We start from the raw sequence: 26,954 nt of genomic DNA, 5'->3' as shown, positions 1-26,954 counted from the left end.
GACGACGTCAATCGCCACCCGGTTGTCCACACTTGGTCCTACCGACTCGCCGAGGCTGCCTGATATGATTCGAACCACGAAAACGCTGACCTAGATCTCTCGAGTCATAGGCGCCCGGCACGAGGCGTGCCCTCCAACCCGTATCGAGTATCATTATTGCGGATGGTTCTTTTATGGCTGATTATTCGGCGGCCTTTCGATGAACCTGCGACTGCCGTTGAGAAGCTCGAGGTTATTGGCGATCAACGGGTTACCTGGATCGAGCGAATAGGCCTTCTCAAACTTCCGTCGCGCCGCACTGAGATTGCCGCGCACCATGTTACGAATATCCCTGGTCATTCAGGATTTGAACGGTTTAGCCTCCGAGGCGGATGGCCTGCGCAGAAGCCTGATCGGCCAGCGCAGCCAAGCCCAAATCCAAGACTCGGCCCGGTCAATTTCCCCGCGAACAGGGAATTCTACAGGGAAATCCCACGCGGTGGGGGGCTATTTGGCCAAGGCAATCTACGAAAACGCCTGCGACTCCAAGCTATTGCGGCAATGGATGCGCAAATCAAGAACAGGGAAATTTCTGATGTGATCAGGGAATGGGCGCGCGCTGAACAGGGAAACCCCTCGAAGCGTCGGCGTAAGCGTCCATTTCTCGCACACTTTTCCTGTGGTTTGTAAACACGATCTGTTCTCACTCTCGATTTGCAGATGAGGAGACCGAGATGGTGGACGAGAACGGAGCGTGGACGCGCCCGAGCGAAGCTTTCTAGCGGGCGCACCACGAGGCGTGGCAGCAGAGCGGCGTTACCTGCCACCATCTCTCCGGCGTTTCGGGGCCGGAAGTTGGCCATCAATTTTGTCAGTGCAAAATAAAGTCGTTCGATCCCGCGCTCGTGTTGAGGTTAAATACATTGAGAATCTCGATGGTTTCTGCCGCCGCGGCTCCGCCATGAGCCGCGTCAGGAGTAATTTTGTAGAAATCGGTTGTTCCGACTTGCTGTAACGTCGCTCCAGTGGCCAGGGTGCCATAGCCGTAGAAGTCCAAATGATCGCCGACACTCGCCCCGGCTCCGGTAACGTCGGTCACAACGTCGCCGCTTGCCTCACCGAAGTTGAACTTGAACGAGTCATTGCCTGCGCCTCCGGTTAGCCTGTCTGCGCCGGCTCCGCCGTCGAGCGTATCCGCCCCACCCCCACCGTTCAGCAGGTCGTTGCCACCGCCGCCAGTCAGAACATTGGCGGCGCCGCTGCCGGTCAGCGCGTCATTGAACGCCGAGCCAGTCAGGTTCTCGAAGCCGGTCAGCGTGTCCGTACCGGCTCCGACCGTGTTCTGTGCCGTTGTTAAGGCAAGGCTGACCGTCACTCCCGCGGTCGCGTGCTCGTAACTCACAGTATCGGTGCCGGCACCGCCCACTAGCGCATTGTCCCCGGCGCCGCCCTCCAGAAGGTCGTCGAATTGGGAGCCGGTCAGGTTCTCGATATTGACCAGCGTATCGCCTTGAGCATCGCCACCACTACCGTGCCCTGTCGCCAGGCTAACATTGACTCCAGACGCTGAGGCGACATAGGTCGCTGTATCAATGCCTTGGCCGCCGTCGAGCCCATCCGCCCCGCTTAGCCGGCCAGAGTGTTGTTGCCACTACTTCCGATGATGGTGTTGCCAAGAGTGTTGCCGGTCCCATTGATAATTGAGGTGCCGGTCAGCGTCAGGTTTTCCACATTGGTGGCGAGCGTATAAGTGACCGACGCCTGCACGGTATCGGTACCCCCGCCTGCGTTCTCCACAACCGAATCGCCCGCTTTCGCGACGACGTAGGTATCATTGCCGAGCCCGCCAATCAGCGTGTCGGCGCCCCCGCCGCCCGTGATGAGGTCCGCGAACGCGCTGCCGGTGATGGTGAACCCCTCGTTCTGATTGTGCAGATCGATCGTCACGCCCGCAGTCGCCGACGCCCCCGAGACCGCTTCGACATTGCTGATCTGGGCGTTGGTTGCCGCGTTGAGGTCAGTGGATGTCGCGGACAGGACGAGGGTGTCCGTCCCCGCACCGCCGTTGACGCTATCAGCCCCGACGAAGCCGATGATTTGATCGTTGCCGCCGCCGGCGGCGATGCTGTCAATTCCGGCTCCGCCCGTGATGGTGTCATCGGAGGCACCGCCGGTGATGGTAAATCCTTCACTTTGGCTATGGAGGTCGACGACCGCGCCGGCTGCTGCCGACGCAGCATTGATAGCCTCAACATTGACAATTTGGGCGTCCGTGGCGATGTTCAGATCAGTGGACGTGGCCGACAGGACGATATTGTCCGTGCCAGCGCCGCCATCGACGGTGTCGGCTCCCACAAAGCCAATGATCGAGTCGCTACCTGCCGCGCCCGTAATCAGGTCGGCGAACGCGCTGGCGGTGATGGTGACCCCCTCCGTCTGATTATGCAGATCGATCGTCACACTTTGGGTTGCCGAAGCCGCCGAGACCGCTTCGACGTTGGTGATCTGGGCGTTGGTTGCGGTGTTGAGGTCAGGGGACGTCGCGGACAGCACGATGGTGTCTGTCCCCGCCCCGCCATTGATAGTGTCAGCCCCGACGAAGCCGATAATCTTGTCGTTGCCGCCGCCGGCGGCGATGCTGTCGGCGCCGGCCGCCCCCGTAATAGTGTCATCCGATGCACTGCCCGTGACGGTAAATCCTTCACTTTGGCTGTGCAGGTCGATGACCACGCCCGCGGCTGCCGACGACGCGTTGATCGTCTCAAAATTAAGGATTTGAGCATCTGCAGCCATGTTCAGATCAGCGGACGTGGCCGACAGGACGATGCTGTCCGTCCCGGCGCCGCCGTTGACGGTGTCGGCGCCCACAAAGCCAACGATTGAGTCGTTGCCCGCTCCGCCTGCAATCGCGTCAGCAGCTGACGTTCCGGTGACGGTATCGTTGCCGCCAAGTGCGAAGGCCACTGTGGCTCCAGCGGCGACAGCGATAGCCTGGCCGGCAGAGGTTCCAAACTGGAGCGTGAGCAACTGAGCGTAGATGTTGCCCGCCTGATCCTCTGCAGCGACGTAGATACTTGGCCAGCTGCTCAAGGCCGCCGTCGCCGTCACAATCCCAGTGTTGGCATCGATCGAGAGTCCGTTGCTGCTTTGGCTGATGCCTGAGGTCCCGGCTGCGTTCGATGCAAAGAAATATGTGAACGGTGAGCTCGTCGTATCGCCTGTTTGGGCGATTGATCCAATGACGGTTCCTGCAGCAATGCTGGAAGCTCCGTCAAAGTTGGAATTGGCAAGCGTGAACTGCCATCCGGTCGGGCCATGGGTGTCAAGCGTGAATGTCACCGCCGGGGACGTACCGACATTGCCGGCCGCATCTGTCTCGCTTGCCACCACCGTATGCGGACCATCGGTCAGGCCCGTCGGCGTAAAGGTCCAAGCGCCGCCGGCGTCAGCGGCTGCCGTCGCGGCAATCGCCGTGCCGTCCACCGTAAAGTGAACTACGGCGTTGGCATCACTAGATCCGGTGAGCGCAGCGTCCCGCGTGATGGCGTCAATCGAGGAGGATCCGGTATCGTTATGAAGAGCGAGTGTAACGGTCGCTGCCGTCTTATCGACTGTATAAGCGGGTCCAGTCATAACGAGCGAGGTATCATCGACCAGGATGGTCGCCTGATTGGCGAAGTAGTGCCCGACGACGACGTCCGAGAGTCCATCTCCGTTCAGATCGCCGACCGTAATGCGGTTGGCCGTTCCATTGGCATCAATGGCCTGACCGGGAGCAAAGGTCCCATCACCATTGTTGATCAGCACGCCGACCTTGTCGGAATCCGAACCGACCACGATGTCTGCAAAGCCGTCACCGTTCATGTCGGCAACGATCGGGTTAATTGGGCTGGGCGCGCCAGTAGAGTACGACTGTGCAGCAGCCAACCCGCCGGTGCCATCGCCGAGCAGGACGGTGACTGATCCTGCAGAGTAGTTCGACACAATGACGTCTGGCGTGCCGTCACCGTTGACATCACCGGTCGTCATGTCCACGGAGTTCGAGCCGGCCGGCAGGGCATAGGAGATCGCAGGCGCGAATTGCCCATTGCCTTGGTTCAGGAACACCGAAACAGCGCTGTTGTTGGCTTGCAGCAGATCTGACCGCCCATCGCCGTTGATGTCCGCCGTAGCGATGGGGCCCTGAGTATTGGTGACGGTCTGTGCCGAACCAAAGCTTCCATTCCCGTTCCCGAAAAGCTCCACGACGCCGGAGCTCGTAGACACCAACTGATCGGTGCTGCCGCTGCCGTCAAAATCCCCAAATACGGTTTGACCCGCATTCGACAACACGCTGTAAGCGGTGCGCGGTGCAAAGCCTCCAGCGCCATCGCCAAGCAGAACCGACACTGTGCCATCGCTGTAGTTGGTCGTGACGATATCGAGATTGCCGTCTCCATTGAGATCAGTCAGATAGGCGTGGGTCGCGCCGAAGCCCCCTGTCGACGAGCTGTAGGTCGTAGGTGACTGAAGCGTTCCGTCCCCGTTGCCGAGGTAAACGCCGACAGTTTCCGCGTAGTAGTTCGGCAGCACAAGATCGGCCTTGCCATCGTGATTGACGTCCCCGATCGCACCTATGGTGGGCGTCGAACCCGTCGGATAGGACACGCCAGGCGAGAACGATGCTGGGCCTCCGACCAATGCGTTGCCGGCCAAATCCTGAATTGCATGATCCGCCTTCAGAGCGAGAGCAATGCTCCCGTCACCAGTGCCGGTACCCACCGACACCGTATATTGCGTCCCGTTGCTGCCGACCACAGCCGTCGCGCCGGAGATCGATGCGCCCGTTACACCGGAGGTGACGAGCATAAATTGGCTCGCATCCACTCCGCTGACCGGCTCCGAGAACGTAATGACGTAACCAACGCTGTTGTCGTTGATGGGACCGGCATCGGAGGCCACAATGCTGGTCAGCTTCGGGGGCGTCCTATCCACGGACAAGCTCAGTGACGCGGCGCCCGTATTGCCCGCCGCATCGGTCTCACTGGCCACCACCGTATGCGGACCATCCGCCAGACCGGTCGGCGTAAAGGTCCAGGCGCCGCTGGCGTCAGCTGTTGCCGTTGCAGCAATCGCCGTGCCATCCACCGTGAAGTGAACTACCGCATTGGCGTCGCCCGTGCCGGAAATCGCGTCGCTCGAGGTAATCCTGTCCGTCGATGACAAACCGGTGTCGTTAGCCAGATTCGCCGTCACTGCAGGAGCCGCTGTATCTACGGTGAAAGCCAGCGCGTCGCTGGCGGCGCTGGTATTGCCCGCCGCATCCGTCGCGGTGATCGTGTAGCTGTGGGTCGAACCATTTGCGAGGGTGCCAAGGGTGAAGGTCCAGTCTCCCGTCGAGGCATGAGCCGGCGTGGTGCCAACGGCGGTACCGTTGTCGTAGACCGTCACGGTGCTGCCTGCCTCAGCGGTCCCGGTCAACGACTGGGTCGCGGTGTCGTCGGTCGCATTGACGTAGCCATTGGCTACAGAGGCATCTGCGGGAGCAGCCGGTTTGGCGGGCGGCGTAGTGTCCCCTGACCCAGCCTGATACGTCCCGCTGGTATCGGTAATGGTTTCGACGGAGCCTTGGGCGAAGATGGCGGCGCGCTGGCCAGTGGTGAAGGCAAAGCCGGTGGCGACCAGGGTATCGTCGCCGGGGCCGCCAAGGACACGCAGGCCGGTGCTGGCGTCGTTGACGGTAAACGTGGTGCCGGCGGCATTGGTGCTGGCAATGTCGATACCGCCGCCGACCGGGTGACTGCTGAGGTCGAGCGTCGCCGCCGCAGTGTGCAGGTGTTCGGTGTTGTAGCCGTAAATAGAGCTCAGATGTGACAGACTGGCCTGATCGACATCCACGGTGACGTTGCTGGAGCCATAGACACTTCCGATCTGCAATTGCCACGTGCCATTGAGCTGCAATCGGGTGAGATCGAGCTCGTGTCCTGCGCCTTCGGCATACAAATAGTTGCTGCCGTTGTTAGCCGAGCCCGTGAAGCTATCGCTATAATCGATGGCCGCGACATCATTCAGCACAATCTGTGCATTGGGGGCGCCGGTAGAATCAACCGTGGCTTCGCCGGACGAGACGTACACCAGCCCGTAGCCTGTGACCGTGGCAGCTCCGCTTGAGAGGTGGATATAATTAAAGCCAGTGCTGTTGATCGTCGCCACGCCGGTCGCGGCATAAACATTGATGTTCCCGCCACCGCTAGTCTCATTGTCGATGTTGACCGTGAGGTCGACGCCATTGCGTAGCATCAGGTTGGACTGGCCACCCGTGACGTTGGTGACATCGACTTCCTCGAACCCGGTGAACTGCGAAAGCCTCGACAGATCGAACGTCCCGGCCCCGAACAGCGCCAGTGTGTCGTGTCCCGCCCCGCCGTCCAGACTGTCGGCCGGATTTAACGTCGTCGAATTCGCATTGACCGTGTCGTCCCCGCCCGTGCCAACGAATGTGTCGGGATTGCTGGTCAGCGATGTCGCTGCGGGCGCCTGATACGTCCCGCTGGTATCGGTAATGGTTTCGACGGAGCCTTGGGCGAAGATGGCGGCGCGCTGGCCAGTGGTGAAGGCAAAGCCGGTGGCGACCAGGGTATCGTCGCCGGGGCCGCCAAGGACACGCAGGCCGGTGCTGGCGTCGTTGACGGTAAACGTGGTGCCGGCGGCATTGGTGCTGGCAATGTCGATACCGCCGCCGACCGGGTGACTGCTGAGGTCGAGCGTCGCCGCCGCAGTGTGCAGGTGTTCGGTGTTGTAGCCGTAAATAGAGCTCAGATGTGACAGACTGGCCTGATCGACATCCACGGTGACGTTGCTGGAGCCATAGACACTTCCGATCTGCAATTGCCACGTGCCATTGAGCTGCAATCGGGTGAGATCGAGCTCGTGTCCTGCGCCTTCGGCATACAAATAGTTGCTGCCGTTGTTAGCCGAGCCCGTGAAGCTATCGCTATAATCGATGGCCGCGACATCATTCAGCACAATCTGTGCATTGGGGGCGCCGGTAGAATCAACCGTGGCTTCGCCGGACGAGACGTACACCAGCCCGTAGCCTGTGACCGTGGCAGCTCCGCTTGAGAGGTGGATATAATTAAAGCCAGTGCTGTTGATCGTCGCCACGCCGGTCGCGGCATAAACATTGATGTTCCCGCCACCGCTAGTCTCATTGTCGATGTTGACCGTGAGGTCGACGCCATTGCGTAGCATCAGGTTGGACTGGCCACCCGTGACGTTGGTGACATCGACTTCCTCGAACCCGGTGAACTGCGAAAGCCTCGACAGATCGAACGTCCCGGCCCCGAACAGCGCCAGTGTGTCGTGTCCCGCCCCGCCGTCCAGACTGTCGGCCGGATTTAACGTCGTCGAATTCGCATTGACCGTGTCGTCCCCGCCCGTGCCAACGAATGTGTCCGTACTAGTCGTGAGGGTGAAAGTAGTCATGTCCGCCATCTCCCCGTTGCGGACGCAATGCTGCGACCGCCGATGAACGTTCCAGACCTGGTTGAGAGTCGCGGGAGAAGGCCCCAAGGGGCCCGGACATTATTAAAAACGCTTTTCTTTAAAATCGCGATCTCGAATTAACTAACGTTAACCATACTGCACGCCTGGGATAATTGGAAGATGTTTTTGAATTGTTAGCCCGTTTACCGAGCCTTACGCTAGGAATCCTTTTTGGCTGCATCCGAGATGAACATTTAAAGTATTTAAGTTGCTGGCGTTTCGCGCATTTATTATCTCGTTTCGATATTCATGCTTGTCGCCTATGATGGCGAGCTTTTATGGCGACCGCTGAGGCCACGCTTCGGTGCATCGACATGGAAGGAATCGCTCCGGAGTTGGAACTGGTCGCCGCTAGTGGCTGGAGCCGCTGCAGAAGAGGCTCGCCGAGCACGTCTTCGCTTCGCAGAAGCTGTTCGCCGACGACACCCCGATCCCGGTGCTTGATTCCGGCCGGGGCCGCACCAAGACCGGCCGGCTCTGGGTCTACGCTCGTGACGATCGACCTTGGTCTGGTCCCGAACCGCCGGCCGTTGTTTATTTCTACAGCTCCGATCGGCGGGCCGAGCGCCCGGTTGCTCATCTGGGGCAATTCAAGGGCGTGGTTCAGGTCGACGGCTATCCTGGCTTCGATCAACTGACCGCATCGGGCAACATCACGCTTGCCGCCTGCTGGGCACACGCCAGGCGCAAGTTTTATGAGGTGCATCAGGCAACGGATTCTCCGATCGCGGCCGAAGCGCTGAGGCGCATCGCCGAGCTCTATGCGATCGAGACCACCATCCGCGGCCAGACCCATGCCAACCGGAAGAGCTTGCGGCAATCAAAGTCGCTATCGCTGGTCGGTGCGATGAAGGTCTGGCTCGAGACGCAGTTCACCCTCATTCCGTCTCGCAGTGGCCTTGCGGACGCTATCCGCTACGCCCTGACCCGTTGGAGCGCTCTCGGCCTTTTCCTCGATGACGGGCGTATTGAACTCGACAACAACACCGTCGAACGCGCCATCCGCCCCATCGCGCTGGGCCGCAAGAACCATTTGTTCGCAGGCTCGGACGGCGGTGCCGCCAGCTTCGCTGCTGGCAACCGCCAAACTCAACAACGTTGAGCCGTTCGCGTACCTCAAGGACGTGCTGGAACGAATGTCCAACGGCCACCCCATCAGCCAGCTCGATGACCTGTTGCCCTGGAACTGGACGCCGCCAAAACCTGCAATCTGAACCGACGTGTCAGGAATGGACGCTTACTATGTGCAGAAACTTCTGCAAAAGTGGAGCGGCTGAAGCCGGAAGAATACGGGTGAGTTCGAATCCGATCGCGTGTTCGGCGCGTCGTTGCTAGAGTTATGCGACGTTGTGCGAATCTTTTGATGGAGGTCCATCGATGGCAACCCGTGTGCCCCCGAAACGTGAGAGACGGCCCGGAATGGTGCGGCTCGACGGTTTCGGCAAGGTCGATCAGCACGACGCCTTGGAGCTCGCTTGCCGTCCCGAACAACGCCAGGACGGCGCAGCGCCGCGGGGATTCCTGCTGAGTAATGCGCAATTTGCGGCGCTCGGCGTGCATTTTCCTCAGCTGGCAGGCCGGGAAGAGCAGTGCCGAGCGGAGCTCAACGAGGTTCGCGAAATCGTGCTGCAAGACCTCCTGCAAGCCGATCAGCAACCCCGCCGACGCGAAGTTCACGCGGACATGGCCAAGATGCTCCTGCTGGTGCGCGGTTTCCTGGAGAGCGCGGCCGCCCTGGGGCCGCGCTCGATTGGCGCCTCGAGATCCCATCACGCGAACCTGAGGGGCCGCTGAGCGCTTTCCGTATACTCCCCGAGGCGCTCTATGGTTTCGCGTCGCGGGCCAGGCATGAAGGCAAATGCAACGACCGGCTGGCCGCGCAACTGGTTGCCTTCGCAGCCGCGGCGGATCGGCTGGCGTGGGAGTTGAAATGGGGCGACGTCGCATCCCAGGACAAGATCTCTAAGGCACTCCCACCCACCTACTACTCCCTTTTCTTAAAGCGTGAGTCGCAATTCAAGATCGGAGGCCTACCGAAGCGAGAGAAGTCCACCTTTCGTCCAAAGGCCGCCGTATCACTGAGCTCTGATTCGCGGTTCAGATCGCGCAGCGCCTCGAGCTTGCGCTCGGCTCCGCCCTTGAGCAAGGCAAGAAGTGCGGCGGCCCGGTGCCCAGACGCACCATGAAAGACGCGGTCGTGCGGCTCGCCGATCTGCTGGAATATTATGGCGGCAGATTCACCCACAATCCGCGCATCAAAACCCAGTCTGAGGGGCGGCCGCAAACCGCCGCGGGTCACTTCGTGTTCGAATTCTTGAACATGTGCGATTCCTCGATCGTCGAGACCGCGGTCAGCCAGTTCATGGCACAGGCCGTCCGGTTCAGGCGCCGTCGGCGGCAATTGGCAGCCGGAAGACGTCTTCCTGATGCGCATCCGACCAGCCCTCAATTGGCGATCGTCCAATTGAAGAAGACACCAGTTTGCGCAGACGCGATTCGGCACGATTTCGCGCCGGTCCTGGTGCCAATCGACCAATTGAAACCGCTCGGGCCTGAAACGCGCCAGCCGAAAAGCCAGATCGACAATTAGCCGCAAGCCCTTCGGGAGTTCGGATTCCGTCTTCCCATTGTCGTCGATCCCACGCGCGGGTAGGATCTGATCGCGGCCGCCAGGCAAATGGCGCGGCGAGCTGCCCGAGGCATAACCCTGCCCGATCTGAGCCAAACGCAGCTTGGAATCAACCGGTGGTCCGAGGATGCCAGCTGCGACGCGCAAGCTCTGCGCGCTGGGTGAGGGCAAGCCGCGGTTGCGGTGGCACGTCTTCCTGATTGCGCATGGATCCGACCCTGCCCTCAATTGGCAATCGTCCAATGAGGAGCAACATGATGCACGGCAAATCGCAGACAAATGGGTACCCGCTTCGGCATAATCTCACGCCGGTCTTGGTTCCGATCGACGAATTGAAGCCGCTCGGGCGTGAGACGCGCCGCCATCCGAAGAGTCAGATCGAGAAGTTAGCGGTGAGCTTGCGGGACTTCGGTTTCGTTCTTCCGATTGTGGTTGACGCCCTGCGCCGGGTGGTCGCGGGCTGGGCGCTGGTCCTGGCAGCCCAGCTGCTCGGTCTCGATCACGTGCCCGCCGTGACCATTGTCGACCTCAGCCAAGTTCAGCTGCGGATGCTGAAGCTTACGCTCAACCGCCTGGCCGAGGACGCCAGCTGGGATGTCCAGGCCTTACACCTCGAATTGACCGACCTTCTGACCCTCGACCCACAAGTCGACCTGCAATTGACCGGGTTTTCGACCGGAGAACTCGATCTCGCGGTTTCCGGTTCTGAAGATTTGGAAGACGACTTGCCGCCACCCGAGGCCGGCTCCGCAATCACCCAGCCCGGCGATCTCTGGATCGTGGGGGAGCATCGTCTCATCTGCGCTGATGCGCGGCAGGCAGAGAGCTATGGGCGCCTGATGGAAGGCGCGCAGGCGCGCATGATTTTTGCCGATCCACCGTACAATGTGCCGATCGATGGCCACGCCTCGGGGCTGGGCAGAACCAAACATCGTGAGTTTGCGATGGCGTCGGGCGAACTGTCGGACGCCGAGTTCGGGGCGTTCTTAACCGAGTTCTGTACGCGGGCCTGCGAGCACGCCATCGATGGCTCGCTGCACTTCATTTGCATGGATTGGCGCGGCATGGGCCAGCTGCTCAACGCGGCCGGCCCTATCTACGATGAACAGCTCAATTTGTGCGTTTGGAACAAACCACGCCCGGGCATGGGGAGTTTCTATCGATCCAAACATGAGCTCGTCTTCATTGCGCCCCACCTCAACAACGTCCAGCTCGGCCGCAACGGTCGCAACCGCTGCAATGTGTGGGAGTACCAAAACAGCTGGGCACGGTCGCCGAAGTCCAAGCTCTCCCTGCATCCGACCGTCAAGCCGGTCGGGTTGATCGCCGACGCGATCCGCGATTGCACCAACGAGCACGACATCGTGCTCGACCCGTTCGGCGGCGCCGGAACCACCCTGATCGCCGCGGAGCGGACCCGGCGCCGGGCGCGACTGATCGAAATCGATCCCACCTACGTCGATGTCACGATCCGCCGCTGGCAGCATCTGACCGGGAAAGCGGCGGTGCACGCCGAGTCGGGCGAGCCGTTCGGCCAACGGAGCACCGCGAGCCTGGAGCGCGCCCGTGGCTAAAAAATCGGATCAGGCCGTTGGCTATGGCAGACCGCCGCTTCACAGCCGTTTCCACCCCGGGCAATCCGGAAACGCGCGCGGGCGCCCGAAGGGTAGTTTGAATTTTACCACCGACCTCAAGAACACCCTGCAAGCGGCAGTCACGCTGAACGACGGCGGAAAATCAAGACGCGTCACCACGCAACAGGCAGCCTTGCTGCGCCTCAGGGAAAAAGCCCTGAAAGGCGATGTCAGGGCGCTCGACAAATTGCTCTCCTACGCAATGATCGTGAGCGGCAACGCCGCGGAGAACACCACCAAAAGCCCGTCGGTCGACGATCAAGCCATCATCGAGGCATTTCGTCAGCGGATCTTGGCTGACGCCAATACGGCGGCTCCCACCCTTCGCGACGAGGAGGACGGCACATGATGCCGCTAGTCGCGGCGCTGCTCCGCACCGATTTGCGCTTTTTCGTCCAACGGGCCTTCTCAACCGTTTTTCCCGGCAGCGAATATCTGTCGAACTGGCACATCGATGCGATCGCCCATCAGCTCATGCGCGTCCACGGCGGCGATTGCCCTCGGCTCCTCATCAACCAACCGCCGCGGTCGCTCAAATCGCTATCGGTGTCGGTCGCGTTCGTCGCCTGGTGGCTCGGCCACGACCCCAGCCGCCGCGTCATCGTCGTCAGCTACGCCAGCGAGCTGTCCGCCGAGCTGCACCGCCAGTTTCGAATGGTGATCGAGTCGCCCTGGTATCGAGAGCTGTTTCCGGCCATGCGCCCAGCCAAGGATACTGGCACCGAGCTCGTGATCACGGCTGGCGGCAGCCGCTACGCGACCACGGTCGGCGGCACGCTGACCGGTCGCGGCGCCATGATGACCGGGAAGGCCAACGACTATTCGGTCTGCACCACCTGGCGCATGATCAAGAATGACTACTACCTCGTCGATCTCTACCGCGGTCGACACCAATATCCCGACCTGCGGCGCGCCGTGGCCGCGCTGGCGACAACATATAAGGCAGACGCCGTCTTGATCGAGGACGCCGGTCCCGGCATCGCGATGTTGCAGGACCTGCAACGCGATACGCCGACCGGCATGCCGCGTCCGATTGGCATCAAGCCCGAAGGCAGCAAAGCCGATCGCATGGCGGCACAATCCTTCCGGATCGAGGCCGGACAGGTGCATCTGCCGGCAAATGCCCCGTGGCTCGACGAGTATTTGCTGGAACTGTTGGCGTTCCCTTTCGGCAAACACGACGACCAGGTCGACAGCACCTCGCAATTTTTGAAATGGGCGAGCAGCCACCCGTTGTTCGATGACATCGGCCTTGACATCATATCGGTCGGCCGAGAGGACTATGATTATAACTTCCCATAACCAGGGCGCCGGCCAGGTGGAACGTCGAGATTTTCTCCAGAACGAAGCCAATCATCTTCGCAACCTTAGCTCGCTCTATCTATAGCGATCGCAGCGCGCGCTTCGGCGCGGCCAGCGCGCTGCGCTCGTAGCGCTCAAGCCCGTCGAGCCGCCGCGCGATGTCTGCGACCGGGCAATCCCATAGGGCGGCCAAGATCGCCTGGCGGACCACTCGCACGCGCCATAGGTCGCACTTGGCATGGGCGACGGTGGCGGCCGTTTCCGACCCAATCTCACATGCGAGGCCCGAGCGAATTGCGACCATCAGCCTCGCGAACTCCGCGTCATCCCGTTTGCAACGCCTGGCGAGACCATGGCGCAACGCGTTGCGGCTGGACTTTGCGTTTCCGCGCACCGTTTTCGGCCCCGTGCTGCGCTTGGCATTGTTGCGATTGGCTTCGATTTGTCGGTTTGACGCCATCTTCATGGACCCCGCGCTTTCGGCCGGTCAAACGTCGCTCCGAAGCGCCGAACCATCAAGGATTTAGGCCAAAAGAGCACGAATCTTGCTGCAGAAAGCACTGGCATTCCCGCGCAAACGGAGCGTTACTGAGTCGGCGGGGCACAACCGATGGCCCTGGTATCTCACCTCGCGGACGCGGGGCTTTTGCTGGTGCGGCGACAGGCCGCGTCAGACCAGGAGATACCGATGGCCACGATCTCAGCCAAGGGCGCCGAGGCGCGCCCCATCGCATCATCAAGTTCAATCCCCACGACCGCCGGGCCTTCATCGGCGGCTCGGATGCCCGCATCATCATGGGCAATGATCAGGAAGATCTCACTCGCCTCTGGCGTGAAAAGCGTGGTGAACTCGCCCCGCAAGATTTGTCGCGCAACCTGATCGTGCAGCTCGGCACCGTGACCGAAGAGCTCAACCGAACTTGGTATCAGCATGCGTCCGGCCGGACCATCACGGACGTTCAAACGCGGGTTCGCCACCCCGTGCATAGCTGGATGGCCGCCACCCTCGACGGCGTGGTCGAACCGACCGGGGCGGTGTTCGAGGCCAAGTTCATGCTGCCTTAGGCCTTTACCGAGGAGTCGGCGGCCGACAAGCACATGGCGCAGCTGCAGCACAACATGTGGGTGATCGCGGCCCGCGCGGCGGTGCTGTCGATCATCACCGGCGGCGGCAAATGGGTCGAGATCACCGTGCATGCCGATCCGCTCTACCAGCACTTGCTGCTCACCGCCGAAAAGAAGTTTTGGCGCTGCGTGCAAAGCCGCGAACCGCCGGTGCTGTTCGGGATCGAGCCACCGCGCCCACGATTGGCCGCCGTCAAGGTCGTCGACATGACCTCGTCCCATCTGTGGGCCGACTGCGCGGCAATCTACCTGCGCACCCGGGACGCCTTCGGCGACCATGAAGGCCGAGTTGAAGAAGCTGATGCCTGAGGATGCCAAGGAGGCGTTTGGCCATGGCCTTCGCGCCAAGCGCTCCAAAGCCGGCGCCATCAGCTTTGATCCGGTCGAGATGGAGAGCGTCCATGCTGCACCAGGCCAGTGAACATATCGGCGCGATTGCGGCGGCGCTGGCCCGCGCGCAAGCCGAATTGACCAACCCGGAAAAGACCCTGACCGCTCAGATCCGCTCGCCGTTTCTGCGCAATGACGACCGGACCTTTCGCTACGCCTCGCTGGCGAGCGGCCTCGACATCGTGCGCAAGACCTTGAGCCAGCGAGAGATCGCCACCATCCAGACCACCCGGGTCGAGGCGGCCACCGGCCACATCCATCTCACCACCCTGCTGGCGCATGCCTCCGGCGAATGGATCTCCTCGGATTGGCCGGTCTGCGCCGCCAAGGACGTCGAGGCGCCGCTCCGCATGGGGGCGGCGCTGACCTATGCGCGGCGCTATGCTCTGTTCGCCCTGGTCGGGATTGCGATCTGGATGCGCCCGACGCGGTGGCCGGCGCGCCGGCCGCGCAGCCGCACGGCCCACCAGGCCTGCGCCCCCAACCCGCCAAGGGTGTTCTCAACCGTCCCCCGGTGCTCGGGCCCCTGCCCTCGGCCGAGCTCCGCGAGCAGCTGCTGAGCCAGCTCGCAGCCCTGCCCGCCGGCGAGGACCTGCTGGCCTGGGCCAAGGCCAACCTTCCGCGTAAGAACACGCTGCTGGAGCCGGACGCCCGGATCGTCGAGGCCGCCTATCAGAGGAAGTTGGAGGACGCCCGTCTCGCAGCCGACATGGTCGACCAAGCGCCCGCCCTGGAAGCGTCGGGAGAGCCGCTGCCAACAGCGACTTCGGGGACCGAGGCGGCGCTGCAGCCCGCTCTGCCGGCGGCCCACGAGGTTGGCCTCGCCCATCCGAAGGAGCCTCTCCGCAAGCGCAGCAAGGCCCATCTGTTGTTTGTCCGCGACAGCCCTGCCTGGTCTGCCAACAGACCCCGTCCGATGCCCACCACCTCAAATTCGCCCAACCGCGCACCCTTGGCCGCAAGGTCAGCGACGAGTTCACGATTCCATTGTGCCGCGCTCATCACCACGAGCTGCACCGACACGGCAATGAGCGCGCGTGGTGGGCCAACCTGCAGATCTCACCCCTGCCCGTCGCGCAGCAGCTGTGGGCGGCAAGTCCCGTGCATGATCCAACCAACGCCGGTATCGCCAGCGCGGCTCTGCCGACCCGTCTTGGCTCGGAAGCCTGACCGTGATGAACAGGCCCTTCCCTACCGCCCACCAGCTCACCGCGCCGCCGGTCGAGTTTGAGGCATTGGCACCGCCGCCCTTGCTGCTGCCGGGCGAGAGCCTCGAGCACTACAAGGTGCTGCGGCAGGCGATCTTTGCCGACCTCGCACCGCGATCCGCCATCGAATGGCTGCTCGCCATCGACGTCGCCGAATTGTCATGGGAGATCCAACGCTACCGCCTGCTGCGCCATAAACTTCTTGAGACCTATCGCCAAAAGGCGATTGAGGCCGTGCTTCGCCGCATCGACATGGTCGGAATCGTCCCGGAGTTCGCAGCGGAAGCGGAGTGCTACACTCAGGAAAACGCGCTGAGCTGGCGGACCGATCCGATCGCGGCGACCGAGATCGAGTCCCGCCTTTCGTCCTATGGGTTCGATCAGCATGCCATCAATGCGGAAGGCTACGTGCAGGCCCGCGAGATCTTCGTCATGTTCGAGAGCTTGCTGAACGCCGCGCAATCAAGACGGTTGCTGTTGATTAGGGAGATCAAGATCCATCAGTCCCCTGGCGCGGCAAAGTCTATGATCCGACCTCAAACACTCAAGATCGGTACGGAAGTCAAATAACCTACAGGCGGGTCTGGCACGAGGCTCCGCGAGCAACAGCCCGCGTGTCAGGTCGCCGCTGGGCAACGAGGGCCTGAAACCATGTTTCTGTAATAGCCGGGACTGCGAGGCAACAAGGCAACACGCAGCCGCCGGCGCCGTTCTATGCCACACCGCGGGGTCATATCGGGCCGCAGCTTCTGGCGACGATCCTGTCCGACAAATTTGGTCAGCATCAGCCGCGCCAGCTCCAAGCATAGATCCATAGATCTGGCGCTTGATCTTGAACAGCGGCCAATCCGACGGACCGCTTCCAGCGCATGGGTGAGATCGCCGACGCCTCCCCGCGCGTTCTGGGCGGTATCGGCCAGTTCGGCCGGTGTCCGTCTTCCCCTTCACAATTCGCCATCTTGGTGTCGTCGCCATGGAGCTTGTCGGCGGCGAGCACGTGGGACTCGATCAGTTCAAAGATTGGCCTGATCGCGAGGGCCAGCGGTGCCGCTCGCAGTTGCTTGCATCGCTAAGAGCTGTCAGGCATTCCGGCCCCTCTCATTTCTGCCGAAACGATTGATTGAACGACATCAGGAGCGGGCCGACGATATATTCAAACGCGGTGCGCTGCACGGTTGGGATCATCACCGTCGCCGGCATGCCCGGGTAGAGCCGAATGTTGGGCATCGCGGCGAGCTCATCCCGATCAATCCGCACGAACGCGGTGTAGTAAGGCGCGTTGGTCTTGGGATCAGTCAAGCGGTCGGCGGAGACCTGAATCACGTCGCCATGAATGATCGGTACAATGCGCTGCTTGTAGGCGGTGAGGTGAACCTCCGCGCGCGTGTCCGGATGCACGTCGCTGATGTCCTCGACCCCAACCTGTGCCTCGATGGTCAAGGAATCCTCATCAGGAACGATGTCGAGGATCTTGTCACCGCGCTGAATGACGCCGCCGACCGAGAAGACTGTGAGGCCAACAACCCGTCCCGTGTAGGGCGCGCGGATCTCCATGCGGCCGAGAACCGCTTTGGCGTTGAGCGCCTTGGGAATGACCTCCAGGAGCTTCGCTTGGGTGTCGCGCAGATCCTTGGTGACGTCAGTCATTCGGTCATTGTCGAGTTGGGCGATCTGCTGCTCCTGCTCGGCGATCGCCTGCCGCGCTTTTGCGATATTCGCGTTTGCATCGCCAATCTGCCCTTCAAGACCGTAGGCCGTGCGCTCCAGTTGCAGGATTCGTGGGCGCGCGATCAGACCCCGCTCGACCAACGGCGCAATGTCAGTGGCCTCCTTGTGAACGGAGTTGATCTGGTCCGTGAACGATTTGACCTGGGCCTCTGCCCCCACAATCTGCGAGCCGAGCTGATTGATCTTTTCACGGATCACACTCCGCTGCCCCTCCAGCGAGGCCCGGCGGCTCTGAAACTGGTTGAGTTGACCGTTCCAGACGCTCTTGAGGTACGGGTCGTCCGTGCGAGCATTGAGGTCAGGCGGCATCACGAGCTCGGGGCCATGCTCCAGCTCGGTCCGGAGCCGGATTTCGGTTGCGCGCAGCACGGCATATTCTTGTGTCAGCACGTCGTACTCGGCGCGGGCCTGGGTCTCGTCGAGGACGATCAGCAGGTCACCGGCGAGCACCCGATCGCCTTCCCTAACGTGCAATTCCTTGACGATGCCGCCATCGAGGTGCTGGACGCTCTTGCGATTGCCGTCGATTTTGATTACGGCGTTCGCGACCACCGCGCCATTGAGTGGCGCCATCACTGCCCAGGTGCCGAGACCACCAAAAAACGCCGCGATGATCAGCCATCCCACCAGAGCAACCCGCCCGATCGAGTCATTCGGGCCGCTGTGTTGGCCCGTTGTAGCCCGCAGCTCGGTCCTGAAGCGGTTTGGGGTATCCAATAGGGCCATGGGATGTATCCTAACTCGCGGCTGCCTGAACGGACGGGACCGCCACCGGTCGCGTCAAGCGCGACAAAATTTCGTTCCGCGGGCCGAACATCTCGACGACACCTTCACGCAGCACCAGAATCTTGTCGCAAACGCCAATGGTGGCAGGCCGGTGCGAGATCAGGACGACCGTGGTTCCACGCTGCTTCAGCTGCAGGACGCAATGGGCGAGCGCGGCGTCGCCATCTGCATCGAGATTTGAACTTGGCTCGTCAAGCACGACCAGGCTTGGATCGCCGTAGATCGCGCGCGCCAAGCCAATCCGCTGCCGATAGCCGCCGGAGAGGATGGCGCCGCCCTCCCCGACCTGCGTATCGTAGCCCTCCGGCAGTCGCACGATCATTTCATGCACGCCGGCCAATCTTGCTGCAGCAATAATCGCATCGTCATCGCCGTCGTTGAATCGGCCAATGTTCGCGGCGATGCTGTCGGCGAACAGCTCGACATCTTGCGGCAGATATCCAAGGTGCTGGCCCAATGACGACCTGATCCAGGCCGAAATTTCGGCACTATCCAGGCGCGCCGCGCCTGCCGAAGGGGTCTGTACGCCGACCAGGTGGCGCGCCAGCGTCGATTTGCCGGCGCCGGACGGTCCGATGATGCCCAGCACTTCTCCCGGTTCAATTCGGAAGGCAACGCCGCGTAGAATGGCTTTTGACGTTCCCGGCGCGGCGAATGACAGGCCTTCGACCGAAAGTTGGCCGTCGGGGCGCGGCAGGGTCAGCCCGGATTGACGCGGTGGATGGGCGGTCAGCAGCTCGCGTAAACGCACGAAGGCGCCACGGGCGGAGACAAGGCCGCGCCAGGACCCGACGATCTGCTCGATCGGCTGGAGCGCACGTCCGAGCAGGATGCTTGCCGCAAACATGGCTCCCGCGGTGGTGAGGCGCTCGATGACAAGATAGGCGCCAACTCCCAAAATTAGCGATTGCATGGACAGCCGCGAGAAACGGATCAGGCTCTGCATGGTGGAGGCACGGTCGCTGGCGGTGACCTGCCGCTCGATCATCCGGATGCGGTCTCGACTCCACCGTCGCAACAGTCCGGCGGTCATGCCCATGGCGCGCACCACTTCGGTGTTGCGCAGGCTCATCTCGGTGAAAATGTAGTTTCGGCTCGCCGCCTCATTGGCCTCCGACAGCGGAGACTTGACCGCCAATTCATTGATCAGGGCCAAAAGAATCAGAATGATGCAACACGCCAGCGCAAAAGCGCCCAGCAGCGGGTGCAGCGCAAAAATCACAAGGATGTAGATCGGGGCCCAGGGCAGGTCGAAAACTGCGTGAACTCCCGCACCCGTGATGAACTGGCGGAAAGTGTCGAAATCGCGCAATAGCTGGCTGCGCGTGCTGCCGCCTCTTGCGGTGCGGTCAATTACCGCGATCATCACCCGCGGTGCCATTTGATGGTCGAGGCGAACACTGGCGCGCGTGAGTACCCGCGCCCGTACCGTGTCGAGACCCGCGAGTGCAGCATAACCGAGCAACAGGACCATGGTCAGCATGAGCAGCGTGATCTGGCTGGCGCTCGAGATCACACGATCATAAACTTGCATCATGTAGAGCGGGCCGGCCAAATACAGCAGGTTAATGGCCAGGCTGAACATAGCGGCCGTGGCGAAATAGCCCTTGCAGGCTTGCAGCAACTGCCGGAGTTCGTCCGGGGTCTTACGCGAAACAATCACTCAGTCACCTGGCGGAAAAACCGCTCCCATTATGCCGACTGTGAATTAAATCAGGGATGAACTCCAAAATAATCAGGCAGAACTTATTAGCACGGCTAGCCGCGCCGCGGAAAGCTGTGGACGGCAACAAACCACATAGACGGTAAATCTACCGGTTTCGGTTTCTGCTACGACAGCGACACCAGGCTCGCCCAGCATCGGATCGGCTCGCGCGCATCCACTTCGCGTTAGTTCATGACACCCCTCTCTCCGAGCCGGTGCCAAGGTCTCGCTCACGCCATGTGGTGCGGATCATAGCTAATAGCCGTGCCGTTCGTTGCGTCCGCCTTGTCGTTAAAGCCCGTCGGATCGTACTGCCCGAGCAGGACGACATTTGCGGTGTGAGCGCCATCCGACACGGTCAAAGTGCCTCCCGTCCCCGCCTGATTTTCGGTGAAACTCAGCGTGGTGTCCGCTCCGAAAGCGATCCCCTTGAGATCGATGTCGTTGCCGGCCGCCAGCCCGCTGACCGCCCCGGTGAAATGGAAGGCATCATCCAGGATCAGGTGGCCCGTGGCGTTCGCGTCAAAGGTGACGTTGGCGCTCGAAGCCGCTCCGAACTCCATTGTTCCGGTCCCGCTGATCTCCGCTGTGCCTGACCCGGTAACCTCAGCAAGCGCCGTGACAGTGCCGCCGTTCGCCCACAGCAGGCCCGAATTAGCGATCGCGCTATCGATCATGAGACCGCCGCTGCCGGTCGCCTCGAGCGTACCTGCGTTCGTGATCACGTTGGTGCCGGTGTCGATCACCAAGGCATGGGTGCCGCTGGCATCGACGGTGCCTTCGTTGCTCAACGTCAGGCTGCCCTGCCCGAGCTGGCCGGCGCCGGAGATCACGTTGTCGACGTTGTCGAACGTGACGTTCGAGGCCGTGCCGGCGATGAAATTATGGTCATCGTCGGACAGGACCACATGACCGCCGCCGTTGAGCGTGATCCCGGTCTGGATCAGTTGCAGCAGCGTGTCGTCGCCCGAGGCCTGCAGGTCGATCTCGCCGCTGTTGTGGATGACGCCCGAAAGCGGCAGCATCGCGCCGTCGCCGATGGTCATCGCACCCGGGTTTTCCACTGTCGGCGTAACGTCGAATTCGACGTTTGCTGCGGTGAGGTCCGCCGCATGGACGCCGTCAAGCGTGATCGTTTGACCGTCGGCCAATGTGATCACAGCATTGCCGCTCGCGTCGTCCGCGGTGTGGGCCTGGACGTCAGCGAAGCTCTGCCAAGTGTAGCTGATCAGGTCGATGACGTCGGAGGACACCTCGAAGCTGTGTACGACGTCTTTGCCGATCGGCTGCGAGAACACGAACAGGTCGTGGCCGCTCGAGCCGGTCAGGTGATCGTTGCCAGACCAGGCGAAGATAGGGGAGCCGGGCGCGTAGGCTTCGACGTTGTCTACTACAGTTGCGGTTCCCATGCTGCCGTTAGCATTAATCCAGGTTTCCGCGACATTGAGCACCAGAGCGCCGGTGTAGTTCGCGGCCGTCGTAAGGGATAACGAACCAACATCATTCGTCACTACCGTCCACGAACCATCTGAATTATGTGTCGTGCCGTTTACGGTCCAACCTGATGGCGCTCCTGCAATTGTCAGTGTTACCTCTGCGTGGTTGCCGCTCAAATCCGTTAGCCCGAGATTGACAGGGCTTCCAGAGATGCCAGCTGGCTTGAGGCCGTTTTTTGTGGTCGCAATATTTGTGTGCCCAGCCGAATCCGAAAATGCGCCAGCATCGATTACTAGGTTGTAGGTGGAACCATTATTGCTGCCCGCTCCCTTGTCTACGCTAAACGTATAGTGGGTAGCGTCTATGAAGCTGCCCGATCCGTTTATGACAGCGACATTTGGTGGCCCTGAAACGTGCATCACGTCGCTTAGATTAGTAAAGTCCGTGTGATAAGTCGCACCGGAAGCAAAGGTGATAGTTACAGTGCTTGGATCGTTGTTACTGCCCTGATGGCCTTGTACCACGGTATTGATGAGCGTGTTGCTGGGCTCGTCAGTGCCGGTGATGGTCACAGCTACGTTCTGTGATGTCGTGCCGCCGTGGGTATCGGCGACCTGCACGGCGTATGTCAGCGTAACCGTCTGACCACCGAACAGATAATCGAAGTTCTGGTCTTGCGCAGAGAAGGTCCAAGATTTGGATCCAGTCGCACCGTTGGTGGAATCGGTCAGCCCGCCGAGCGAAAGCCAGCTTAGGATCGTTGCGTTTACGGGCAGAGCGCCTGAACCGTTTGATGTAGTGCCCGAGGCTGTAACCCCGGTCACCGTCACCGTATGAGTATCGCTTCGGTCCGCGTCGGTGAACGTCACCGCACCGCTTGCGGTATCGGCAGTTGTTGAAGCGTGAGTATTCGCGAGTTCGGTAATTGCACCGGTCTGCGCGCTGGAGGTGACCACCGGCGCGTCGTTGCTACCGGTGATCGTCACCACCACGTTCTGCGTCGCGGTGCCGCCATGGCCGTCGTCAACCTTGACCTGGTAGGTTTCCTGGATCGTCTGGTTCGCCGCCAGGAACTGGATCGACGAGTTGTTGACACTGTAGTTCCAGCTGCCGGTCCCACCGCTGCCGTTCGAGGTATCAAGCGTCTTCGAAGCGCTGAGCGAGCCAAGCTGCACGCCACCCGCATTGGTCGACGATACGAACGTTGCCGATACCGTGTGGGTGTCGGTCAGGTCGACATCCGCAAAGCTGATCGTACCCGAGGTGGTCTCGGTCGCTCCAACCGGGGTATCCTCCGTCACCGAGCCCGTCGCCGTTGCCGTCATCGTCGGCGCGTCGTTGCTACCGGTGATCGTCACCACCACGTTCTGCGTCGCGGTGCCGCCATGGCCGTCGTCAACCTTGACCTGGTAGGTTTCCTGGATCGTCTGGTTCGCCGCCAGGAACTGGATCGACGAGTTGTTGACACTGTAGTTCCAGCTGCCGGTCCCACCGCTGCCGTTCGAGGTATCAAGCGTCTTCGAAGCGCTGAGCGAGCCAAGCTGCACGCCACCCGCATTGGTCGACGATACGAACGTTGCCGATACCGTGTGGGTGTCGGTCAGGTCGACATCCGCAAAGCTGATCGTACCCGAGGTGGTCTCGGTCGCTCCAACCGGGGTATCCTCCGTCACCGAGCCCGTCGCCGTTGCCGTGATCACCGGCGCATCGTTGGTGCCGTTGATCGTGATCAGAACGTCCTGGGTCGCCGTCGCGCCCTTGTCGTCCGTCACCGTCACCGTGAAGGTTTCGGTGTGGCTCTCGCCCTCCGCCAGATCCTGGTGGCCGGCGTTGTCCAGCGTGTAGGTCCACACGCCCGTCGCGGCGTCGATCGCGAAGCTGCCATACGTGCCGGTCGCGGCGCCGCTGTAGGCGGCCGTCGCGCCGTGGTCGACGTCGCTCGACGTCACCGTGCCGGTCGCGGTCAGCGTGGTGTCTTCCTTGACGGTGCCAGCCTGCGCCGCCGAGGTGATCACCGGCGCGTCGTTGGTGCCGTTGATCGTGATCAGAACGTCCTGGGTCGCCGTCGCGCCCTTGTCGTCCGTCACCGTCACCGTGAAGGTTTCGGTGTGGCTCTCGCCCTCCGCCAGATCCTGGTGGCCGGCGTTGTCCAGCGTGTAGGTCCACACGCCCGTCGCGGCGTCGATCGCGAAGCTGCCATACGTGCCGGTCGCGGCGCCGCTGTAGGCGGCCGTCGCGCCGTGGTCGACGTCGCTCGACGTCACCGTGCCGGTCGCGGTCAGCGTGGTGTCTTCCTTGACGGTGCCAGCCTGCGCCGCCGAGGTGATCACCGGCGCGTCGTTGGTGCCGTTAATGGTCACCGTCACCGTCTGGGTGACCGTGCCGCCATGGCCGTCATTGACCGTGACCACGTAGCTTTCGGTCACGCTCTGCCCCTGCGCCAGATACTGCGCGGCAGCGTTGTTCAACGCATAGTGCCACTGCACCGAGCCGTTGGCGGCATTGGCCGCCTCGCTGACCGGATCGAGCGAGAAGGTGCCGAGCGCGGTGGTGTTACCCGGCGCTGCCGCAAACGTGGCGGTATGGCCGTCGCTGAGGTCGACATCGTTGAAGCTGATCGTGCCGGCGGCATTAAGCGAATCCGACGGATCCGGCGTCGCAGGTGCGTCCTCCACCACGGTCCCGCTCTGGACACCCGAGGTGATGGTCGGCCCGTCGTTGGTGCCGTTGATGGTCACCGTCACCGTCTGGGTGACCGTGCCGCCATGGCCGTCATTGACCGTGACCACGTAGCTTTCGGTCACGCTCTGCCCCTGCGCCAGATACTGCGCGGCAGCGTTGTTCAGCGCATAGTGCCACTGCACCGAGCCGTTGGCGGCATTGGCCGCCTCGCTGACCGGATCGAGCGAGAAGGCGCCGAGCGCGGTGGTGTTACCGGGCGCTGCCGCAAACGTGGCGGTATGGCCGTCGCTGAGGTCGACATCGTTGAAGCTGATCGTGCCGGCGGCATTAAGCGAATCCGACGGATCCGGCGTCGCAGGTGCGTCCTCCACCACGGCGCCGCTCTGGACACCCGAGGTGATGGTCGGCCCGTCGTTGGTGCCGGCGATTTTGATGGTCAGGCTCGACGAGCTCGAGCCGCCGTGATTGTCGGAATTGGTGTAGCTGAAGACGTCCGTCACCTGCTGGCCTTCGGCCAGCGCCTGGACGTTCGCCTGCGCATTGTTCAGCGTGTAGGTGTAGCTGCCGTCCGCGTTCAGATGCAGCGTGCCGTAGGTGCCGACTACATCATGGGCAACATTGCCGGCCGAGCCGTTCACGGCCGTGACAGTATGGGTATCCTGAACGTCGACGTCGGTGTCGTTCGTGAGAACGTTGCCGCCGACCGGGTTCGGCGCGGTATCTTCCTTGACTGCGTTGCTGTCAGCGACTGCGACCGGGCCATCATTAACGCCCGCAATCTTTACCGTGGCGGTAGCCCAGCTCAGCGTCCCATTGCCAAGTCGGATCGCGTAAATGAACGAGTCTGTGAAAAAATCTCCTGCCGACAGGGCACCGATTTGCGCGCTCAATGCTGACGCATCATACCCAACTTTACCATCGGCCGTGATCCAGATTTTGGCGCCATTTAAGCTGGTGTCGCCACTAGTGGCTTCGGCCCGCGCGGTATCCTGGGTCAGCAGGTCAGCGGCGCTATAGCCGCTCATCGCGCCGCTGTTATTGATCCCGTTGTCGATCGAAAAGAGGGTCTTGGCATTGCCTCCGAGGTCATTTCCCATGACATCGAAAAAGACAGGCTGAATGTTATCTTCCGTCAGCGAAATGAATGCTCCGGCGGCGGTCACACCACTCGTAAATATATCGTCCTTTGCTTGCGGTGTGTTAGAGAAAGAAGTGGTGCTGCCGCCGCCGGTTGTCTGAGTAGCCATTTTTTGGTCCTCGAAACTCGTAAAATCTGAATGTTAGTTAGAACGGGCGTGAACGCGATTGGACGTGGTCGCCGCTTACGCCTCAACGGCCTATCGAAATTCTGAAATGTCTTGATGGGGTAATTGCAAAACAGCGCCCTCGCTCAACAGGCGACAGCATCGAAGCGGATCGCCAAGATGGCTCACCGGTCGATCGTTTGTTTGCGGAAGGTCGTGCGCGACATCGGGGTTGTTCGCCAAGGTCGCCGACGACTCAATCTCAACATCCGCTGCAAGATCGAGTGATCGAGCAACCGCCGAGATTTCCCGGAAGCGAATTTCAATGACGGACCAGTCGACCGCTGGCTCCGGTTTCGGCGTAAATAAAACGCGACCCAATGCTCACTCCTCGAATCTGCTGACGCAGAGCAGATGACATCGCAATCGAAATCAATTCACCGCACACGCACACACAGAACGACGCCCACTCAACATTCGGGCGCGCGGCGAAAAAACGCCGCGCATGTGCTCAAAGGGCTTACCGACAAGATCCCGACTACCATAACCCCTGCCGCTTCGTGCTTTGGTCCCGGCGCCGGCCGTCCGCCTGCGCAAGAACCCTGTTATTGTGACTTGAGATCTGCCGCGAGCCCCTAAGGTGATGCCCTTTGGTGTTAGCAAATCTTTAACTAAATTAAATGCACACTGGCGCAAAATTGTGCGGCGGTCTATACCCCACTACGCATTAAATCCATTTTTAAATCCATTTTATTATTAACAGTGCTACCCGTATTTCTCTTTCAGTTCGGCGTGTTCCTTCCCCGGCTTCAGCAGCCCGTAGGATTACGGATTTCCTGTTGAAGCCTCAGCTTTAGGCGACAAGCCGTGATGTCTATCTCGTGCTGAAAGAGTTCGGAGTGTGAGCTCGGGCGCGCCTGGTACGAACCGTCGGCCACGCGACACTGATGCGACTCCTTGTCAGGGACACTACGAGCATCCTCCTCGCATTGTTGTCTTCAAGACCGCGGAGTAATGATCTCGGGATATCGCCGTGCAGATCCACTGAACTGTTACGCCGCTTTGTCGAGTGGTCGCCTGAGCATGGAGGCCTGCGCTTTCTTGTTGATTTTTGTGTGCGGCAGCTTTGCGAACTTGGCGCGAGGAAGCCAACTAACCAGGTTCTGGATCCGGGCTATCGTGCTGAAACCCACTGGAACACGACGTCGGTGGACGAGCTGTGGGCGCCGCCTCCGTCAGAGCCTTGCCTTCTCCTGGAAACGAGCCCAGCCTGAGCCACCCATCGCGCCAGCCAAGAAGGCCTGCGAAAAGCAAGGCTCGCTAATCTCGGCCCAGGATCGCCGAAATGAAGATCAGACTTTTGCGTGGATCCCACGTTGTGAAAGAAGTCGAGTTTCCGGCAAGCTTGCCGCCACTTGAGATTCATCGGATTTCGGTTGATTGTACGCATACGACGAAGACCGCCTGATTGACGCATGCGCGCGGGCACGGCGAGCTCTATGATGGCGTTGCGAGAAGGTCAGGCAGCCTGCTGATCGGCGGGCTTGTCGGCTCGGCGCAGGAGCTTCCATTCCCAGGGCA

14 protein-coding genes and 3 pseudogenes are annotated in these 26,954 nt (G+C 61.3%); 8 read left to right on the top strand and 9 right to left on the bottom strand.

Annotation, left to right across the window (positions count from 1 at the left end):
- Positions 1 to 171 precede the first annotated feature (171 nt).
- The 3 genes from IVA82_RS16405 to IVA82_RS16395 form a co-directional block, all read right to left on the bottom strand.
- Positions 172 to 318 carry a hypothetical protein gene (locus tag IVA82_RS16405; protein WP_247385500.1) on the bottom strand — a complete coding sequence of 49 codons (147 nt, stop codon included), beginning with the start codon at positions 316 to 318 and terminating at the stop codon, positions 172 to 174.
- A 532-nt stretch (positions 319 to 850) separates the two neighbouring features.
- Entirely contained in the window at positions 851 to 1,462 is a 612-nt protein-coding gene (locus IVA82_RS16400; protein ID WP_256469659.1) for a hypothetical protein, read from the bottom strand.
- Between the two features lie 143 nt (positions 1,463 to 1,605).
- The gene (locus IVA82_RS16395; RefSeq protein ID WP_247385496.1) at positions 1,606 to 7,443 is read right to left on the bottom strand and encodes an FG-GAP-like repeat-containing protein; all 5,838 of its coding nucleotides are present in this window, start codon (positions 7,441 to 7,443) and stop codon (positions 1,606 to 1,608) included.
- A gap of 415 nt (positions 7,444 to 7,858) precedes the next feature.
- Here IVA82_RS16395 and IVA82_RS16390 point away from each other — a divergent pair.
- Positions 7,859 to 8,717, top strand: a pseudogene (locus IVA82_RS16390) (IS66 family transposase); the annotation flags it as partial.
- 205 nt (positions 8,718 to 8,922) lie between these two features.
- Positions 8,923 to 9,297, top strand: a complete 375-nt coding sequence (locus IVA82_RS16385; RefSeq protein WP_247385494.1) for a hypothetical protein — start codon at positions 8,923 to 8,925, stop codon at positions 9,295 to 9,297.
- Positions 9,298 to 9,487: 190 nt separating this feature from the next.
- Here the strand turns inward: IVA82_RS16385 and IVA82_RS16380 are convergent, their stop codons facing one another.
- Complete coding sequence (locus IVA82_RS16380; protein ID WP_247385492.1) at positions 9,488 to 10,279, bottom strand: hypothetical protein; 792 nt, start codon at positions 10,277 to 10,279, stop codon at positions 9,488 to 9,490.
- 107 nt (positions 10,280 to 10,386) lie between these two features.
- Here IVA82_RS16380 and IVA82_RS16375 point away from each other — a divergent pair, with 107 nt between their 5' ends.
- From IVA82_RS16375 to terL, 3 genes are read left to right on the top strand one after another with little or no spacing between them, the layout of a single operon-like run.
- Entirely contained in the window at positions 10,387 to 11,706 is a 1,320-nt protein-coding gene (locus tag IVA82_RS16375) for a DNA methyltransferase (RefSeq protein WP_247385490.1), read from the top strand.
- Entirely contained in the window at positions 11,699 to 12,115 is a 417-nt protein-coding gene (locus tag IVA82_RS16370; RefSeq protein ID WP_247385489.1) for a DUF5681 domain-containing protein, read from the top strand. Before IVA82_RS16375 ends, IVA82_RS16370 begins: the two co-directional genes overlap by 8 nt.
- Entirely contained in the window at positions 12,112 to 13,068 is a 957-nt protein-coding gene (terL, locus tag IVA82_RS16365; protein WP_247385487.1) for a phage terminase large subunit, read from the top strand. Before IVA82_RS16370 ends, terL begins: the two co-directional genes overlap by 4 nt.
- Positions 13,069 to 13,147: 79 nt before the next feature.
- Here terL and IVA82_RS16360 read toward each other — a convergent pair whose 3' ends face one another.
- On the bottom strand, positions 13,148 to 13,534 hold the full coding sequence (locus IVA82_RS16360) for a hypothetical protein (RefSeq protein ID WP_247385486.1): 387 nt from the start codon (positions 13,532 to 13,534) through the stop codon (positions 13,148 to 13,150).
- Positions 13,535 to 13,863: 329 nt separating this feature from the next.
- Between IVA82_RS16360 and IVA82_RS16355 the strand changes: the two are divergent.
- From IVA82_RS16355 to IVA82_RS16345, 3 genes and pseudogenes are all read left to right on the top strand, one after another.
- A pseudogene (locus IVA82_RS16355) lies at positions 13,864 to 14,614 on the top strand (YqaJ viral recombinase family protein).
- Positions 14,598 to 15,753 (top strand): annotated as a pseudogene (locus tag IVA82_RS16350) (ERF family protein). Before IVA82_RS16355 ends, IVA82_RS16350 begins: the two co-directional pseudogenes overlap by 17 nt.
- 5 nt (positions 15,754 to 15,758) lie before the next feature.
- Complete coding sequence (locus tag IVA82_RS16345) at positions 15,759 to 16,361, top strand: hypothetical protein (RefSeq protein WP_247385485.1); 603 nt, start codon at positions 15,759 to 15,761, stop codon at positions 16,359 to 16,361.
- A gap of 528 nt (positions 16,362 to 16,889) precedes the next feature.
- On the opposite strand, the gene IVA82_RS16340 is transcribed toward IVA82_RS16345, so the two are convergent.
- The 4 genes from IVA82_RS16340 to IVA82_RS16325 form a co-directional block, all read right to left on the bottom strand.
- Positions 16,890 to 18,245: an HlyD family type I secretion periplasmic adaptor subunit gene (locus IVA82_RS16340; RefSeq protein WP_247385478.1), complete on the bottom strand. Its 1,356-nt coding sequence runs from the start codon at positions 18,243 to 18,245 to the stop codon at positions 16,890 to 16,892.
- Between the two features lie 10 nt (positions 18,246 to 18,255).
- Positions 18,256 to 19,968 carry a type I secretion system permease/ATPase gene (locus IVA82_RS16335; protein WP_346658735.1) on the bottom strand — a complete coding sequence of 571 codons (1,713 nt, stop codon included), beginning with the start codon at positions 19,966 to 19,968 and terminating at the stop codon, positions 18,256 to 18,258.
- 272 nt (positions 19,969 to 20,240) lie between these two features.
- Positions 20,241 to 25,376, bottom strand: coding sequence for a VCBS domain-containing protein (locus tag IVA82_RS16330; RefSeq protein WP_247493413.1), 5,136 nt, complete (start codon positions 25,374 to 25,376; stop codon positions 20,241 to 20,243).
- Positions 25,377 to 25,466: 90 nt separating this feature from the next.
- Positions 25,467 to 25,754, bottom strand: coding sequence for a hypothetical protein (locus IVA82_RS16325; RefSeq protein ID WP_247385467.1), 288 nt, complete (start codon positions 25,752 to 25,754; stop codon positions 25,467 to 25,469).
- Positions 25,755 to 26,954 lie beyond the last annotated feature (1,200 nt).

Origin of the sequence: Bradyrhizobium sp. 142 (genome assembly GCF_023074015.1) — a bacterium.
In the GTDB taxonomy this organism is placed as follows: domain Bacteria; phylum Pseudomonadota; class Alphaproteobacteria; order Rhizobiales; family Xanthobacteraceae; genus Bradyrhizobium.
This window is presented reverse-complemented; position numbering and strand designations above follow the sequence as displayed.

What these genes read in the sequence shown, in the direction of transcription:
- IVA82_RS16395 (WP_247385496.1), bottom strand. Translation starts at nt 7,443, where the DNA reads ATGACTACTTTCACCCTCACGACTAGTACGGACACATTCGTTGGCACG.
- terL (WP_247385487.1), top strand. Translation starts at nt 12,112, where the DNA reads ATGATGCCGCTAGTCGCGGCGCTGCTCCGCACCGATTTGCGCTTTTTC.
- IVA82_RS16330 (WP_247493413.1), bottom strand. Translation starts at nt 25,376, where the DNA reads ATGGCTACTCAGACAACCGGCGGCGGCAGCACCACTTCTTTCTCTAAC.
- IVA82_RS16375 (WP_247385490.1), top strand. Translation starts at nt 10,387, where the DNA reads ATGATGCACGGCAAATCGCAGACAAATGGGTACCCGCTTCGGCATAAT.
- IVA82_RS16345 (WP_247385485.1), top strand. Translation starts at nt 15,759, where the DNA reads ATGAACAGGCCCTTCCCTACCGCCCACCAGCTCACCGCGCCGCCGGTC.
- IVA82_RS16360 (WP_247385486.1), bottom strand. Translation starts at nt 13,534, where the DNA reads ATGAAGATGGCGTCAAACCGACAAATCGAAGCCAATCGCAACAATGCC.
- IVA82_RS16385 (WP_247385494.1), top strand. Translation starts at nt 8,923, where the DNA reads ATGGTGCGGCTCGACGGTTTCGGCAAGGTCGATCAGCACGACGCCTTG.
- IVA82_RS16405 (WP_247385500.1), bottom strand. Translation starts at nt 318, where the DNA reads ATGGTGCGCGGCAATCTCAGTGCGGCGCGACGGAAGTTTGAGAAGGCC.
- IVA82_RS16340 (WP_247385478.1), bottom strand. Translation starts at nt 18,245, where the DNA reads ATGGCCCTATTGGATACCCCAAACCGCTTCAGGACCGAGCTGCGGGCT.